The organism is Oceanisphaera sp. W20_SRM_FM3 (genome assembly GCF_052119705.1).
Classification (GTDB): Bacteria; Pseudomonadota; Gammaproteobacteria; order Enterobacterales; family Aeromonadaceae; genus Oceanimonas.
In genome coordinates, this window is the sequence record NZ_JBGQOP010000005.1 from 1 (window position 1) to 14,135 (window position 14,135).

Genomic DNA, 14,135 nt, shown 5'->3' on the forward strand with positions numbered 1-14,135 from the left:
ACTAAATTTACGCTTGGTTCGGTATTGCATACACTTCCTCACTCTGAAGAAGTGTCTACTTATTCGGGGCCATTCCAAGCAAAACACCGCGTTTGCAGGTTTGAGTATGGTTAACACTTAGCACCTTACGGTAATAATTTGCCGCTCAAAGCGCAAAGTGGTAGTGCTGGTTGGCTGCTATTTAGCTTGATGCTGAACGCTCGGCGCTATTATTGCCCCTCACATAATAATTATTAACAAGCGAGTAAAAAGAGATTTTCCACATTGCAAGATCTTAATGCTAGATCGAGTATTTTATTATAAGTGCATGATAAGTAAGATCTAATATTTTATTTTAGATCTTGCTCAGATCCGCTTTACACAGAGTTATCCACAGGCTAGGAAAGGCCTGCCGTGGTGTCAACGGCCTAGCTGTGGCATGCTATAGACAACGCATCAACGAGAACACACCATGGCTGCCCTTCCCAATAAACCCCTGATCCTAGTCGATGGATCTTCTTATCTTTATCGTGCCTATTTTGCCTCTTTAAAGGCGGATCTGCGCACCAGTGACGGCCGCCCCAGTGGCGCTATTCGTGTGGTCACTAATATGCTGCGTAGCCTGCACAAGCAGTTTCCCGACTCGCAAGTGACAGTGGTGTTTGATGCCAAGGGCAAGACCTTTCGTGATGATCTGTACTCGGAATATAAGGCCCAGCGGCCTTCAATGCCCGATGACTTACGCAGCCAAATAGAACCGATCCACAACATCATCAAAGCCATGGGCTTACCCCTGCTGATTGAGTCTGGCGTCGAAGCGGATGATGTAATAGGCACGCTCGCGCGCCAAGCGACAGAGCAGCAGTTGGACGTGGTGATCAGCACCGGCGATAAAGACATGGCGCAATTGGTGACCGATCATGTGTTGCTGATGGACACCATGAAAAATGAGTTTATGGACCGCGACGGCGTGATCGAAAAGTTTGGCGTGCCGCCCGAGCTGATTATCGACTTGTTGGCTTTAATCGGTGACAAGGTGGATAACATTCCGGGCATGCCGGGCGTAGGTGAAAAAACCGCGCTGGCCTTACTGCAAGGCTTGGGCTCGATTGAGCAGATTGGTACTCAGCTCGATAAAGTAGCGGCTCTTGGTTTTCGTGGATCTAAGAACTTTGCCGCTAAGTTCGTCGAACACAAGGAAATATTGGACTTATCTTACACCTTGGCGACCATTAAAACCGATGTGGAGCTGCACTGTGGCCCCGCCGATTTGCAGCAAACCCCGCCAGATACCGAAGCGTTGACAGCGCTTTATCAAGAATTTGAGTTTCGTAACCTGTTAGCCGAGCTGGATCCAGAGCTTGCCGATGTGCCAGCCAAGCCTGCTACACCGGCCATGGACGTGAACTATCAGACCATATTGACCGAAGTCGAGTTGCAAGATTGGGTAACACGCTTAGGCAAAGCGCCTTATTTCGCCTTCGATACCGAAACCACCAGCCTCAACTATCGCGATGCCCGAGTGGTCGGCGTGTCATTTGCCATAGAGGCGGGTGAAGCGGCTTATGTGCCCTTTGGTCACGACTACTTAGATGCGCCCGAGCAATTGAGTGAAGCCGTAGTGTTGGCGGCGTTAAAGCCGTTGCTAGAAGCAGAGCTACCAATAAAGCTCGGCCAAAATTTAAAGTACGATGCCAATGTGTTGAAAAACCACGGTATTCAGATGCGCGGCATGGGGCTGGATACCATGTTGGAATCGTATGTACTGAACTCGGTACAAACGCGCCACGACATGGACAGCATGGCCAACTTCTTCTTAAATCACGCCACTACGCCCTTTGAAGCCATTGCGGGTAAGGGCGCTAAGCAGCTGACCTTTAATCAAATTCCCCTAGAAGAAGCGGCTTTTTATGCGGCGGAAGACGCAGACATTACGCTGCGTTTACATCATCATTTAGCCGAGCAGCTGGCCGCCGAGCCGGTGCTGCAAAGTGTATTCACCGATATTGAAATGCCATTAGTGCCGATTTTGGCCGAAATGGAATACACGGGCGTGAAGATAGACAGCAAGCTGCTGGCCATTCAAAGCGATGAAATTGCCAAACGCCTTAAAGAGTTAGAGTTACAAGCTCATGAGTTAGCTGGCGAGCCCTTTAACTTAAGCTCGCCGAAGCAGTTGGGTGAAATCTTATTTACCAAGCTGGCTCTGCCCATTCTGAAGAAGACGCCTAAAGGTGCGCCTTCAACGGCCGAAGAAGTGTTGCAAGAGCTGGCGCTGGATTATCCACTGCCTAAATTACTGATGGAATATCGTGGTTTAAGTAAGCTCAAATCTACTTATACCGACAAGTTGCCGCTGATGGTGAATCAACACAGTGGCCGCATTCACACCTCTTATCATCAAGCCAATGCGGCCACGGGTCGCTTGTCATCCTCGGATCCTAACTTACAAAATATCCCGATCCGCACTCCAGAAGGGCGGCGCATTCGCCAAGCTTTTATCGCCGAGCCCGGTTATAAATTGGTGGCGGCGGATTACTCGCAAATTGAACTGCGCATCATGGCGCATCTTTCCAAAGATAAAGGCCTGCTCGACGCCTTCTCTAAAGGGTTAGATGTGCACAAAGCCACCGCCGCCGAGGTGTTTGGCGTGGCGTTGGACAGTGTGACCACAGAGCAGCGTCGTCGTGCCAAGGCCATTAACTTTGGCTTGATCTACGGCATGAGCGCCTTTGGTCTATCGCGCCAGTTAGGCATAGCGCGCCACGAGTCACAGACTTATATGGACATCTATTTTGAGCGCTATCCTGGTGTATTGAAATACATGGAAGACACCCGCGCGCAGGCCGCCGAAAAAGGCTACGTGGAGACCTTATTTGGTCGTCGTTTGTATCTTCCTGAGATTAACGCCAAAAATGGCGCGCGCCGCAAAGGTGCCGAACGTGCAGCCATCAACGCGCCTATGCAGGGAACCGCCGCAGATATCATCAAGAAGGCCATGATTAAGGTCGCCGCTTGGTTAAAGGATCAAGTAGACGGTGAAGTGCGCATGCTGATGCAAGTGCACGATGAATTGGTGTTTGAAATTCGCGAAGACAAGGTCGAAGAATTTAAGCTGAAAATCTGCGATTTAATGCAGCATGCCGCCAAGATCGATGTGCCATTACTGGTGGAAGCCGGTGAGGGCGATAACTGGAATCAAGCGCATTAGACATCGCTTTAAGTCGTAAACTGTAAACTGTAAGTTAAAGAAAAACCGGATTGAGAGATGCGGTTTTTTTATGGGTGATTTATAACTGATCGCTGACGGCTTACAGCTGACAGCTTTCCTTTCAAGAGTTAGCTCGCTATTATCGGATTTGTTAGTCGGGGAGCCTTAAGCAGGCTGAGACGGTAGATACCGGACCCGCTGTACCTGATCCAGTTAATACTGGCGTAGGAAACTAACAGGTAAATACCTATTTACCTGCAGGTCCTTCGCCCGAAGGAGCTTAATAAATGTCCACTCAGTTATCTGCTAATGCAGAACAGAATCAGCAACCTCAGCACCAAAAGCCCATCGTCCTCACCATAGCCGGCTCCGACAGCTGCGGTGGTGCTGGTATTCAAGCGGACATTAAAGCCATTTCTGCCACCGGCGGTTATGCTTGCTCCGTGATCACGGCACTGACTGCGCAAAATACCCAAGGCGTGACCGCCGTACATCCTACGCCGCAGACCATGATCCAAGCGCAATTAGATGCGGTATTTAGTGATCTCGCCATTACTTCGGTTAAAGTCGGCATGTTGGGCGACAGTGAAACCATTCGCACTGTGGTGGCGGCGCTGCGTCGTTATCAGCCTGCCCATTTAGTGGTAGATCCGGTCATGGTCACCGCCAATGGCGACATGTTGCTGGCGGAAGATGCGGTAAATTGTTTACGTGAAGAGTTGCTGCCGTTGGCGGATGTGATCACGCCAAACTTACCGGAAGCCGCAGCTTTATTAGGTGTGGCCATTCCTCGGCACTTGTCGGACGTAGAAGCCTTATTTGCTGGGTTACAGCAGTTAGATTGCAAGGCGGTACTGATCAAAGGCGGCTTCTTGCAACAAGAAGCGCGTAGCCCAGACTGGCTGTTGGTTGATGATCAAATACGCTACTTCGATACGCCGCGTATTATGACGTCAAATACCCATGGCACTGGCTGTACCTTGTCGGCGGCCTTGGCCAGTTATTTAGGTCAAGGCTTTAGCCTAGAAGAAGCGGTAGCGCGGGCTAAGCACTATATTGATCAGGCAATTTTGGCCGGCAGCCGAGTGCGAATCGGCCACGGCCGCGGCCCAGTAGAGCACTTCTTTAAGGCGCTAAGTAATTAAAGATATATCTGCAACGAAATCCGCACTCTTTGTTTACGATAAGCACGAAATTATAGTGATTAGGTCTGAAAGACATTATTGATAGTAAGAGCCAAATCCGAGCGCATGTGGGACAGCAATCTTACCCATTTTAAATCTTAATCATTTTCGATCTCATGTTCGTTTTTTGCGGGCTTAGTGGATTTCGTTGCAAAAATAGCTTTGGCTCTTTCTCGGTCGTAGGCTTCCGGCTTCAAGCTGACCGCTTACTGCTGCCTTCAGGGCTTTGATCCAGTTCGCGTTTTTTACATCTGGCGTGCTAAAAACGGTACCTTGCTTGCGTTTTACAAGGTCGACTTGTAGTATCTTCGAAAATAATAATATAAAAATAATCGATTAACTGTTTGATAAGCTAGATTAACTTTTCGAGAAGTTAATCGATAAATAAGCGAAATCATTCCTAACTATAGCCCCCGCACAGTGCCATTTCTCCCTCTATTTTTCGTTTATTCTATTGCCTGAACGGGCAAGGAAAGGAGACGTTTTTCCTATGCTTGTTGCCATTTTATTGGGCTTTGTTTTAGCCTTTTTGGTGCCACAACTATCCCGCGTTATGGGCGCGAAGATTGGTTGGTGCTTGTCGGTACTACCGGCGGCATTGTTTGGCTATTTTTTAACGTTTTGGTCAGCCGTGACGGGCGGCGAAGCCCTCTATTATCAATACGCTTGGATCCCGAGCCTAGATATTAACCTCAGTTTTATGGTTGACGGCCTGAGCTTAATGTTTGCCTTGTTGATCACGGGTATTGGTACTTTTATCTTTATTTATGCGGGCCGTTATCTGCATGGTCATAAAGATATACACAAACTATTGATGTATCTGTTGGCCTTTATGGCGGCCATGCTGGGCTTAGTATTATCCAGCAACTTGATTGCCATGTTTGTGTTTTGGGAGCTAACCAGCTTTACCTCTTATTTGCTGATCGGTTTTAATCACGAACAAGAAAAAGCGCGCAAGGCCGCCTTGCAGGGCTTTTTTATTACCGTGGCTGGCGGGCTGGCGCTAATGACGGGCTTAATTTTGCTCGGCACCATGGGTGGCAGTTTCGAGATGACAGAGCTGCTAGCTCAAGGCACTTCATTACAAGACAATCCATTATTTCTCGCCATGATGGGCCTGATTTTGCTGGGCGCCTTTACTAAATCCGCTCAAGCGCCATTTCATTTTTGGCTGCCTAACGCCATGGCGGCACCCACGCCTGTGAGTGCCTACTTGCACTCGGCGACTATGGTAAAAGCCGGTATTTATTTGATGGCGCGTTTGCAGCCTATGATGGCGGGCAATGAGGTGTGGATCATGACGCTGTCGTTATTTGGCGGCGTAACCATGACCTTGGGCGCCATTATGGCGGTGTGCAGCACAGATCTAAAACGTATTCTGGCTTATTCGACCGTGATGGCATTGGGCACGCTGACCATGCTGATTGGTGTGGGCACGCCTCATGCGTTAGAGGCGGCTATGGTGTTTTTGCTGGCTCATGCCTTATATAAAGGCGCGCTCTTTATGGCCGCTGGCACCTTGGATTACTCCACCGGCACCAAAGATGTACGGGATTTGTCGGGCTTGCGCATCTATATGCCGCACACTGCCATGTATACCAGTCTCGCGGCACTATCATTGGCGGGCATTCCGCCTTTGTTTGGCTTTATCGCCAAGGAGCTAATGTTTAGTGGTGCCTTAGGCAGTACTAAACTGGCTGGCTTATTAACCGTGCTGTGCGTTATTACCGCCATTTGCATAGTGGCGGCCAGTGCCCTAGTCGCCATTAAGCCCTTTTATGGGCCCTATAAAACCACACCCAGAATACCGGAAGAAGCGCACTGGGCGATGCGCTTAGGCTTTACCGTATTGGCGCTGCTCAGCTTGATCTTAGGCCTGGTGCCGAGTCTGGTCTCTCCACTATTACAAGCCGCGACGAATGCGATTCAAGGTTCTACAACACCAAGCGAATTAGATCTTGCCCTGTGGCACGGCTTTAATCTGCCGCTGTTACTGAGTGCGATAGCACTATTGTGTGGCGGCCTCTTATATAGCTACTGGAATCAGGTTCGCGAGCCGTTAACCAAGGCCATCGACTTCTTGGCTTATGGCCCCGAGCGTTGCTATGAGCGCATGATGCAAGGCTTGGTCTGGATTGCCGATAAGCAAACTCGTGTGCTGCAAAATGGCTACATGACTAATTATATTCTGACTATCTTGCTGACCACGATAGCGCTGCTTACCTATGTATTTTGGTCACGAGACGCCTTCGTCTATTCGCTCTCGTTTGCGGATGTGCACTTTTATGAGGTGGTGATAGCACTGTTAATGATGGTGTCGGCGATTTATGCCTGTGTCACCTGTTTGCGCTTAGGCTCGGTGGCGGCATTAGGCGTGTTGGGTTTCGTGATGGCCATGGTGTATGTGTTCTTTAGCGCGCCCGACTTAGCCATTACTCAGATCTTGGTGGAAACCCTAACCGTGATCATGCTGGTATTGGTCTTGTTCCGCCTGCCGCGCTTTCAAGAACTTTCTAGCCGCTGGGTGCGGGTGCGCGATGCAGCCGTGGCCGGTGCCTTTGGGGTGCTGGTGACTATGATGCTGCTGACGGTTAATCAAACAGCCATGCCTGGTGAGCGCATTTCAGATTATCTGGTTGCCAACAGCTATGTGCTGGCTCATGGCCGTAACATAGTGAACGTGATCTTGGTGGACTTTAGGGCGCTCGATACCTTAGGGGAAATTTTTGTGCTGGCGTTGGCGGCCATAGGCGTCAATGCCATGATCCGCTTTCGTGCGGAGGATCAGTCATGAGAACCGATACCTCGATAATCTTACAAACCGCCACCCGCATGCTGGTGCCGCTGTTATTGCTGTTCTCCATTTTCTTGCTGCTGCGCGGCCATAACGAGCCCGGTGGTGGTTTTATTGCCGGTCTGGTGGCGTCCTGTGCTTTTGGTCTGCATTTATTTGCCTTCGATGCGCGCAGTACTCGCGTGCTATTAAAGGTGGAAAGCCAGCATCTGATGGGCGTGGGCCTGTGTCTGGCACTGTTGAGCGGCATGGTGGGCGTACTTTTCAACGGTCAGCCGTTTCTCACCAGCCAATGGGTTCAGGTTTATCTGCCGGGCGTGGGTGAGCTCAGTTTAAGTACCCCCTTGTTGTTCGATATCGGCGTCTACTTGGTGGTAATCGGCGTGGTATCGACCATTTTACTGTCGCTCGATAAGTCGGAGGATTAATGGAAAACCTATTCGCATTTGTGATTGGCGGTCTGTATGCCACCGCCTTATTTATGATGCTCAGACGCAGCATAGTGAAATTGGTGATCGGGCTGATGATTTTATCTAACGCCGCTAATCTTTTGATCTTAACCGCCGGTGGCTTGGTGCGTGGCGCGCCCCCTTTGATCCCCGAGCATTTAGAGCGGGTGGCTGCGGCTATAGCTGACCCCTTGCCGCAGGCGCTGATCTTAACCGCTATCGTCATTAGCTTTGGGGTGCTGGCCTTCGCCGTGGTATTAATTCACCGCGCCTATGAGGTGATAGGCGCCGATGATTTGAATGAAATGAAGAGTACCGACTTGTGAATCTAGCCCTAGTGTTACCTATTTTTATTCCCATGCTGGCGGGTGCCTTAACGCTGGCCTGCTGGCAATGGCGCAACGTACAACGTTGGCTATCGGTGTTGTCTGGCGTGGGCCTGTTGCTGGCGGGTATTTCTCTGTTTAGCCAAGTGCGCGAGCAAGGCATCTTAGTCGCTTATATAGGCAACTGGGCCGCTCCTTATGGCATTACCTTAGTGGCGGATTTACTGAGCGCCATCATGGTATTGGTGACCGGTATTGTGGGTTTAAGCGTGGCCATCTATTCGCTGGCCACCATGAGCCGCAGGCATGAAGCCTTTGGTTATTATCCGCTGTTACATTTGATGCTGGCCGGCGTGGCCGGTGCCTTTTTAACCGGCGATATTTTTAATCTTTATGTGTGGTTTGAGATCATGTTGGTGGCCTCGTTTGGCCTAATGATCTTGGGTGGCGAACGGGCGCAAATGGAGGGGGCGGTCAAATACGTCACCTTAAATTTACTGTCTTCGGCCTTGTTCTTAACGGCGGTAGGTTTGCTCTACGGTTACGCGGGCACGCTGAATATGGCGGACTTGGCGGTTAAACTTGGCAGCGGCGAACAGCCGGGCTTAGTGACGGTCATCGCCATGCTGTTTATGGTGGCGTTTGGCATTAAGGCGGCGGCGTTTCCGCTGTTCTTCTGGCTGCCGGCGTCGTATCACACGCCACCGGTGGCGATTTCGGCGGTGTTTGCCGGCTTGCTGACTAAGGTGGGCGTTTACGCCCTGTATCGCGTGTTTAGCCTGATCTTCGTGCAAGATGTCGACTTAACCCACCACAACATTTTAATGGCCATGGGCATCTTTACCATGCTCACCGGCGTGCTGGGCGCGGCGGCGCAGTTTGAAGTGCGGCGTATTCTTTCGTTTCATATCGTCAGCCAAATTGGCTATATGCTGGTGGGTTTGGCGCTGTTTACGCCGCTGGCCATCGCCGGTGGCGTCTTCTATATTTTTCACCACATTATCGTGAAGACCAATCTGTTTCTGATAAGCGGCATCATGTATCGCTATCACGGCAGCTACGACTTAGCCAAGTTGGGTGGACTGTATCGCACCACGCCTTGGCTGGCCTTGTTATTCTTAATTCCTGCCATGTCGCTGGCGGGCATACCGCCGCTGTCGGGCTTTTTTGCTAAATATACGGTGATCAAAGCCGGCGTCTTAGAAGGCGCTTGGTGGATGGTGGGTATCGCCTTGTTAGTGGGCCTGCTGACCTTATATTCCATGGTGAAAATTTGGGCCGAGGCCTTTTGGAAGCCGCTACCCGATGAGGCGAAACCGCTGCGCGGCGGCGAAGACCCGCATCGTTATTTGTTGTATCTGCCGGTGGCAGTGTTGGCCGGCATGACGCTGACTATCGGCCTAAGCGCCGAGTGGTTTGTGCAATTAGCGCTCGATACCGCCGAGCAGTTATTAACGCCGAGCGGGTATATTGATGCGGTGTTAGGACCGCTTGAAACTAGGAGTCGCCCATGAAGGCCTTTGGCTGGAATATGATGTTGGCCCTGTGTTGGGTCATTTTATCGGGCAGTTACAGCATCACGAACTTGGTGGCCGGTATGGTGCTCAGTTATTTTGTGTTGGCCTATGTGGCGCGAGATAAGCCGGAATTTGCCAACTACTTTGGTAAGTTGCTGAATCTCATCGGCTTTGTCTTGTTTTTTATTTGGGATCTCACTAAAGCCAACGCTCGGGTTGCCTATGACGTACTTACGCCTACCCACTTGATGCGCCCCGCCGTGATTGCCATACCGCTGGATTTAAAAGACGATGCCGCTATTAGCTTATTTGCCAACTTGATTACGGTGACACCCGGCTCGTTGGCGCTGGACGTATCCAGCGATCGCAAGGTGTTGTATGTACATCTGATGTATCTGGATGACGAGGGTGCGCAGCTGGCGGAGCTAAAATCGTTAGAAGCCAGAGTGATGAATTTGTTGAGGTAAACCATGCTTGAGATTTCGATTACCATCTCTTTTATTTTTTTAAGTCTCGGTCTAGTGCTGGCCACCATACGCCTGTTACTTGGCCCCACACTGCCCGATCGGGTGGTGGCGTTGGAAGTGATCGCCTCCATGACTGTGGGTTTTATTGTGCTTTATAGCGTCAGCTATGGCGTGCCGGCGCTGATCGATGTGGCCTTGGTGCTGGCGCTGACCTCATTTTTAACGGCGGTGGCCTTTGCCCGTTATTTGGAGCGAGGAGCGCAACTGAATGATGACTGAACTCATAACCAGTTTCTTATTGTTGCTGGGCGCGTTTTTAATGCTGCTCTCAGGGATTGGCATTATACGCATGCCAGATTTATTAACCCGCATGCACGCCACCAGTAAGGCCGGTGCCTTAGGCATCGGCATTATGGCTTGTGGTTATATGGTGTTTTACAGTGCAGAAACCAGCTTAGTGGTACGCGCGCTTGCCATGATAGTGTTCGTAATAGTCACAGCACCCATAGCCGCGCATGTGTTGGCCCGCGCCGGTTATTTTGTGGGTATTGAGCTGTGGGATCGCACCGTTAAAGATGTGATCAAAGAACGCTACGACTTAAAAACACGCCGCTTAGGCAGCGCGCCTAAACTTAGGGATGATGAGGAAACTTATTAACAAGCTGGAAGCTTTAAGCGGTAAGCCGTAAGTGAACAGCTAAAAATAAGACATAGCGCCGAGCGCTAAGCAAAAAGCCGAACTCTATGAGTTCGGCTTTTTGCTTTCACTGACGGTCTTTCTGCGCTTGGTGCTCGGTGCTGTATTTTCCTCACGCCTCACTACTTACTGCTCTGCCAAATCGCTTTTACTTGCTCGGGCAACTTAATGGGATCGAAGGGTTTGGCGATGACATCTAGCGCCCCCAAGGCTTTGTAGGCGGCAATTTCTTGGGGCTGAATTTTTGCCGTCATAAAGGCGATGGGAATCTGAGCCAGCTCCGGATGTTGGCGAAGCGCGATTAAGGTGCTGGGGCCGTCCATACTGGGCATCATCACATCCAGCAAGATCAACTGGGGCGTAAAGGCGGGCGCTTGTAATAGCGCTTGCTCGCCACTGGTGCACAGTAACACCTCAAAGCCGCCGACCATTTCCAGTGCCAATTGGGCTATCTCGCGTATATCAGCATCATCTTCTACGTACAAAATTCGGCTTAGGGCTGGGTGGGGCATATTCGTTCCTAGTGGTCAGAAGATAAGGAAGGGGTCGTCAGTATGGGTTGATCTGGGGGGGCGGTGTCATTCGCTTTGGGCCACCATTTTTCTACTTCTAAGCCTGCTTGGCGCAGCATACGCAGCGCTTCTGGGGTATCTAAACGAGACGCCACTCTTAAGGCGGCCAAATGCATGATTAGTAAAGGTCGTTGCGTGGCATGGGTAGGCGCTTGGTGAATGGCGCCGATTAGCTCGCGCGTGGGCAATGGCAAGCCCCACTGTATTTTAAGTCGATTGCCATAATTCGGGCTCCATTCGGCAATTGCTAATGGCAGCTGTTCATCGGCTAACTTGCCGCCTTGGTTAATAAAATCTTGCAGGGCGCGCAGTACCGCTAGTTCCCCCACGCGACTTAAGAGGCCGGCGGTATAACAGCTGGCGCTGCTTAAGCCCACACTCATTGTCATGGCGCGCGCCAGACTGGCCACTTGTTCAGCCGTGGTGTGATAAAACTGTGCTTGCTCTAGCAGACGCGGGTCTTGCAGAGAGCCGCGAATATCCAGCGCCAGTGCCATGGCCGCCGCCAAAGCCATATCGATCCCTAGGGTGCTAATCGCCTCATCGACGCGACTAATGGGTTGGCCACTGCGTTTTAATGAGGCGCCATTGGCCAGATGCAGTAGGCGAGCCGTCAGCGGTATCTCATTTTGCCAAGCTCGCGCCAAGTCTTGTGCTGACAATTCAGCACTTTTCTCCAGCAAGGGCCATACGGCTTCCAGCGCTAGCTCGCTGGGTAAAGTCAGCTTGCCGGTTAACGTCTGGCTTAACCAAGAGCTTAAACAAACAGTGAGATCAGCTTGGCTCTGTTGTTGAATAAGGCGAGCTAACAGCGGCTCTAACCGTTGCTGCAACATCGACAGGTTTAACGGTTTGGCAATAAACTCGCTTACCCCACAGCGCGCCGCCGCGATCACCGCTTCTCGGTCGGAATGGGCACTGATCATGACAATTGGTAATTCAGGCGCTTGGCTGCGCACTAACTTTACCAAGTCTAGGCCTGAGCCATCCGTGAGCTGACGGTCGCAAATCAACAACTGCATGCTAGGTTGCCAGCTGGCTTTGGCCGCCGCCAAGGTGCTGCAGTGTTGCACTTGAGCATGGGGCACTAAATTGCCTAGTACCAATTCAATAAGCTCGGCCACTAGAGGGTCATCTTCTAACAGTAAAATATCCATGGTTAATCAGACGTATCCTGAGCTAAATTCGCGTCTCGGCCCAAGCGCGAGTGCTGATAACAAGTGACGCCATCGCGGCCGACACTTTTTTGCTGATACAGGGCCATATCTGCCGCGTTTAGAGCTTGTTCCTCATTGCTAAAATCATTGAGCTCGGCCAAGCCTACACTTACGGTCACGTTAAAGGTAGCGTCGCTGCCGATAAAGCTCAGCTGGGAAAAATGATAACAAATATCCTTAAACATCAGTTCGGCTTGGGCCAGTTTACAGTCGGGTAAGATCACCACAAATTCTTCGCCACCATAGCGGCCTAAATGGTCTGTGGTGCGTAGCCGTTGTTGTAATACTTGCGCCAAGGCCTTGATCACCAAGTCACCCACGCCATGGCCATGGTTATCGTTCACTTGCTTAAAATGATCTAAGTCTAAGATGGCGAGACTGGTGGGGTGGCCAATGCGCTGTACGCGTGCGTATTCATGAGTGAGCGCTTGCTTGATATGGGAGTGATTGAGTAGGCCAGTTAAGCCATCGCAAGATACTAACTTGGAGAGCTGGCGCGCGCGATAACAAAGGGTGCGTACCGTACGGATCAGCTGCTCATCGGAAATCGGCTTGGTGATAAATTCATCGGCGCCTTGGGCGAGGGCATTAATCTGTAAATCGCGGTCTTGCTCAGAAGATAAATAAATAATCGGTAAGCTTAGCCATTCGGGCTCTAGGCGGATCATGCGCGCCAAGGTTACGCCGGAATAAGGCGGCATATGCACATCTAACAGCACTATATCTGGGCGAAACTCTGCCAGCACAGTCAACAAACCTTCAGGCTCATGCATGACTCTGACATTCTTACCCGCGTGGCTGAGTACCAATCGATAGTGCTCGGTGAGCTCTTGATCGTCATCGAGCAGTAATACCTTACTGGCATGAGGTTTTTGTTGTTCGACTTTCAGTTGTTCTATGCGTTTGGCCAATTTAGGCACCTTGACCGGCTGCATAAATAGGCCATCGGCACCTTGTTCGGCCAAGGCATAACGAGCCTGAAAACTGTCGTCTTGGCCTATGCATAAAATGGGTGCCGGCGTGTGGTGTTGCTGCTGGGCTTGGTGCTTATTCCAGCTCACCACTTGGCTTAATAGCGCGGCAGGCGTGATGATAATGCTCGCTGGTAGCCAACACTGTTCACACTGGGTGGGTAGCTGCTCACAACGGCGTACCAGAAAACCATAGGTGACCAAGGCATCGGCGAGATCATTTAAAGCCGAGTCCAGCACTAATAATTGTGTTTTGTCACCTGTGGTGCCGGTTAAGTCCAAGCTTAGGTTTGCCGTGTTGGGAGCAGCTGCCGTGATTAACCATTGCGGTAGTTGGCCTAACCGTGCCAGCAGCTGCGGCGCAAGTGGGCTTGCATTAGCGGTATCATAGGAGGTTAATTCCTCTTTAATCAGTTGTGCTAAGGCTCCCGCTTCTTGGCCTAAAGCCTGAAAACCAAAGGTTCCGCTTGAGCCAGCTAAACGATGCAGTAACTGATCGAGAAACTGCAGCTCATCAAGAGGACACGGCTCTTGTTGCCATTTGGCTAATTTGGACACTAATTCCGCCAGTTGGGTCGCGGTGCGCCCAGCAAAGCGTTTTTTTAGTACTAGCAGATGGGTATCGAGAGCTGTGACTTCAGATGTCATGCCTATCCTCCAATAAAGTCGCGGCTAAGAGAAAGTTGCCAACCTGCAGTCACGCTCGTGGTGAACGAGACCCATATAAAAGGTCGATAATTAAAACCCAGTT

Annotated in this window: 12 protein-coding genes and 1 riboswitch; of the genes, 9 read left to right on the top strand and 3 right to left on the bottom strand. The window is 50.8% G+C overall.

Going from position 1 to position 14,135, the window contains the following annotated elements; translation table 11 throughout:
* The first annotated feature begins 451 nt into the window (after positions 1–451).
* From polA to mnhG, 9 genes are all read left to right on the top strand, one after another.
* Positions 452–3,190, top strand: coding sequence for a DNA polymerase I (gene polA / locus ACEN2G_RS04090; RefSeq protein WP_442020193.1), 2,739 nt, complete (start codon positions 452–454; stop codon positions 3,188–3,190).
* A gap of 146 nt (positions 3,191–3,336) precedes the next feature.
* Positions 3,337–3,438: riboswitch (TPP riboswitch) on the top strand.
* A gap of 39 nt (positions 3,439–3,477) precedes the next feature.
* The gene (gene thiD, locus ACEN2G_RS04095) at positions 3,478–4,335 is read left to right on the top strand and encodes a bifunctional hydroxymethylpyrimidine kinase/phosphomethylpyrimidine kinase (protein ID WP_442020194.1); all 858 of its coding nucleotides are present in this window, start codon (positions 3,478–3,480) and stop codon (positions 4,333–4,335) included.
* Positions 4,336–4,864: 529 nt separating this feature from the next.
* Positions 4,865–7,168 (top strand): putative monovalent cation/H+ antiporter subunit A, encoded by a 2,304-nt coding sequence (locus tag ACEN2G_RS04100; protein ID WP_442020195.1) that lies wholly within the window; start codon positions 4,865–4,867, stop codon positions 7,166–7,168.
* Positions 7,165–7,596, top strand: a complete 432-nt coding sequence (locus ACEN2G_RS04105) for a Na+/H+ antiporter subunit B (protein ID WP_442020196.1) — start codon at positions 7,165–7,167, stop codon at positions 7,594–7,596. Before ACEN2G_RS04100 ends, ACEN2G_RS04105 begins: the two co-directional genes overlap by 4 nt.
* Positions 7,596–7,943 (top strand): Na+/H+ antiporter subunit C, encoded by a 348-nt coding sequence (locus tag ACEN2G_RS04110; RefSeq protein ID WP_442020197.1) that lies wholly within the window; start codon positions 7,596–7,598, stop codon positions 7,941–7,943. The genes ACEN2G_RS04105 and ACEN2G_RS04110 overlap by 1 nt, the downstream gene beginning before the upstream one ends.
* Complete coding sequence (locus tag ACEN2G_RS04115; RefSeq protein ID WP_442020198.1) at positions 7,940–9,457, top strand: Na+/H+ antiporter subunit D; 1,518 nt, start codon at positions 7,940–7,942, stop codon at positions 9,455–9,457. Before ACEN2G_RS04110 ends, ACEN2G_RS04115 begins: the two co-directional genes overlap by 4 nt.
* Complete coding sequence (locus ACEN2G_RS04120; RefSeq protein WP_442020199.1) at positions 9,454–9,927, top strand: Na+/H+ antiporter subunit E; 474 nt, start codon at positions 9,454–9,456, stop codon at positions 9,925–9,927. Before ACEN2G_RS04115 ends, ACEN2G_RS04120 begins: the two co-directional genes overlap by 4 nt.
* Before the next feature lie 3 nt (positions 9,928–9,930).
* Entirely contained in the window at positions 9,931–10,206 is a 276-nt protein-coding gene (locus ACEN2G_RS04125) for a monovalent cation/H+ antiporter complex subunit F (protein WP_442020200.1), read from the top strand.
* Positions 10,196–10,585, top strand: coding sequence for a monovalent cation/H(+) antiporter subunit G (mnhG, locus tag ACEN2G_RS04130; protein WP_442020201.1), 390 nt, complete (start codon positions 10,196–10,198; stop codon positions 10,583–10,585). The genes ACEN2G_RS04125 and mnhG overlap by 11 nt, the downstream gene beginning before the upstream one ends.
* A gap of 161 nt (positions 10,586–10,746) precedes the next feature.
* On the opposite strand, the gene ACEN2G_RS04135 is transcribed toward mnhG, so the two are convergent.
* Genes ACEN2G_RS04135 through ACEN2G_RS04145 form a run of 3 tightly spaced genes read right to left on the bottom strand, consistent with a single transcriptional unit; the run spans position 10,747 to position 14,032 of the window.
* Positions 10,747–11,136, bottom strand: coding sequence for a response regulator (locus ACEN2G_RS04135; RefSeq protein WP_442020202.1), 390 nt, complete (start codon positions 11,134–11,136; stop codon positions 10,747–10,749).
* Positions 11,137–11,144: 8 nt separating this feature from the next.
* Positions 11,145–12,353 carry an HDOD domain-containing protein gene (locus tag ACEN2G_RS04140; protein ID WP_442020203.1) on the bottom strand — a complete coding sequence of 403 codons (1,209 nt, stop codon included), beginning with the start codon at positions 12,351–12,353 and terminating at the stop codon, positions 11,145–11,147.
* A gap of 2 nt (positions 12,354–12,355) precedes the next feature.
* Positions 12,356–14,032 carry a diguanylate cyclase gene (locus tag ACEN2G_RS04145; RefSeq protein ID WP_442020204.1) on the bottom strand — a complete coding sequence of 559 codons (1,677 nt, stop codon included), beginning with the start codon at positions 14,030–14,032 and terminating at the stop codon, positions 12,356–12,358.
* Positions 14,033–14,135 lie beyond the last annotated feature (103 nt).

What these genes read in the sequence shown, in the direction of transcription:
- ACEN2G_RS04120 (WP_442020199.1), top strand. Translation starts at nt 9,454, where the DNA reads ATGAAGGCCTTTGGCTGGAATATGATGTTGGCCCTGTGTTGGGTCATT.
- thiD (WP_442020194.1), top strand. Translation starts at nt 3,478, where the DNA reads ATGTCCACTCAGTTATCTGCTAATGCAGAACAGAATCAGCAACCTCAG.
- ACEN2G_RS04135 (WP_442020202.1), bottom strand. Translation starts at nt 11,136, where the DNA reads ATGCCCCACCCAGCCCTAAGCCGAATTTTGTACGTAGAAGATGATGCT.
- ACEN2G_RS04125 (WP_442020200.1), top strand. Translation starts at nt 9,931, where the DNA reads ATGCTTGAGATTTCGATTACCATCTCTTTTATTTTTTTAAGTCTCGGT.
- ACEN2G_RS04100 (WP_442020195.1), top strand. Translation starts at nt 4,865, where the DNA reads ATGCTTGTTGCCATTTTATTGGGCTTTGTTTTAGCCTTTTTGGTGCCA.
- mnhG (WP_442020201.1), top strand. Translation starts at nt 10,196, where the DNA reads ATGATGACTGAACTCATAACCAGTTTCTTATTGTTGCTGGGCGCGTTT.
- ACEN2G_RS04110 (WP_442020197.1), top strand. Translation starts at nt 7,596, where the DNA reads ATGGAAAACCTATTCGCATTTGTGATTGGCGGTCTGTATGCCACCGCC.
- polA (WP_442020193.1), top strand. Translation starts at nt 452, where the DNA reads ATGGCTGCCCTTCCCAATAAACCCCTGATCCTAGTCGATGGATCTTCT.
- ACEN2G_RS04140 (WP_442020203.1), bottom strand. Translation starts at nt 12,353, where the DNA reads ATGGATATTTTACTGTTAGAAGATGACCCTCTAGTGGCCGAGCTTATT.
- ACEN2G_RS04145 (WP_442020204.1), bottom strand. Translation starts at nt 14,032, where the DNA reads ATGACATCTGAAGTCACAGCTCTCGATACCCATCTGCTAGTACTAAAA.
- ACEN2G_RS04105 (WP_442020196.1), top strand. Translation starts at nt 7,165, where the DNA reads ATGAGAACCGATACCTCGATAATCTTACAAACCGCCACCCGCATGCTG.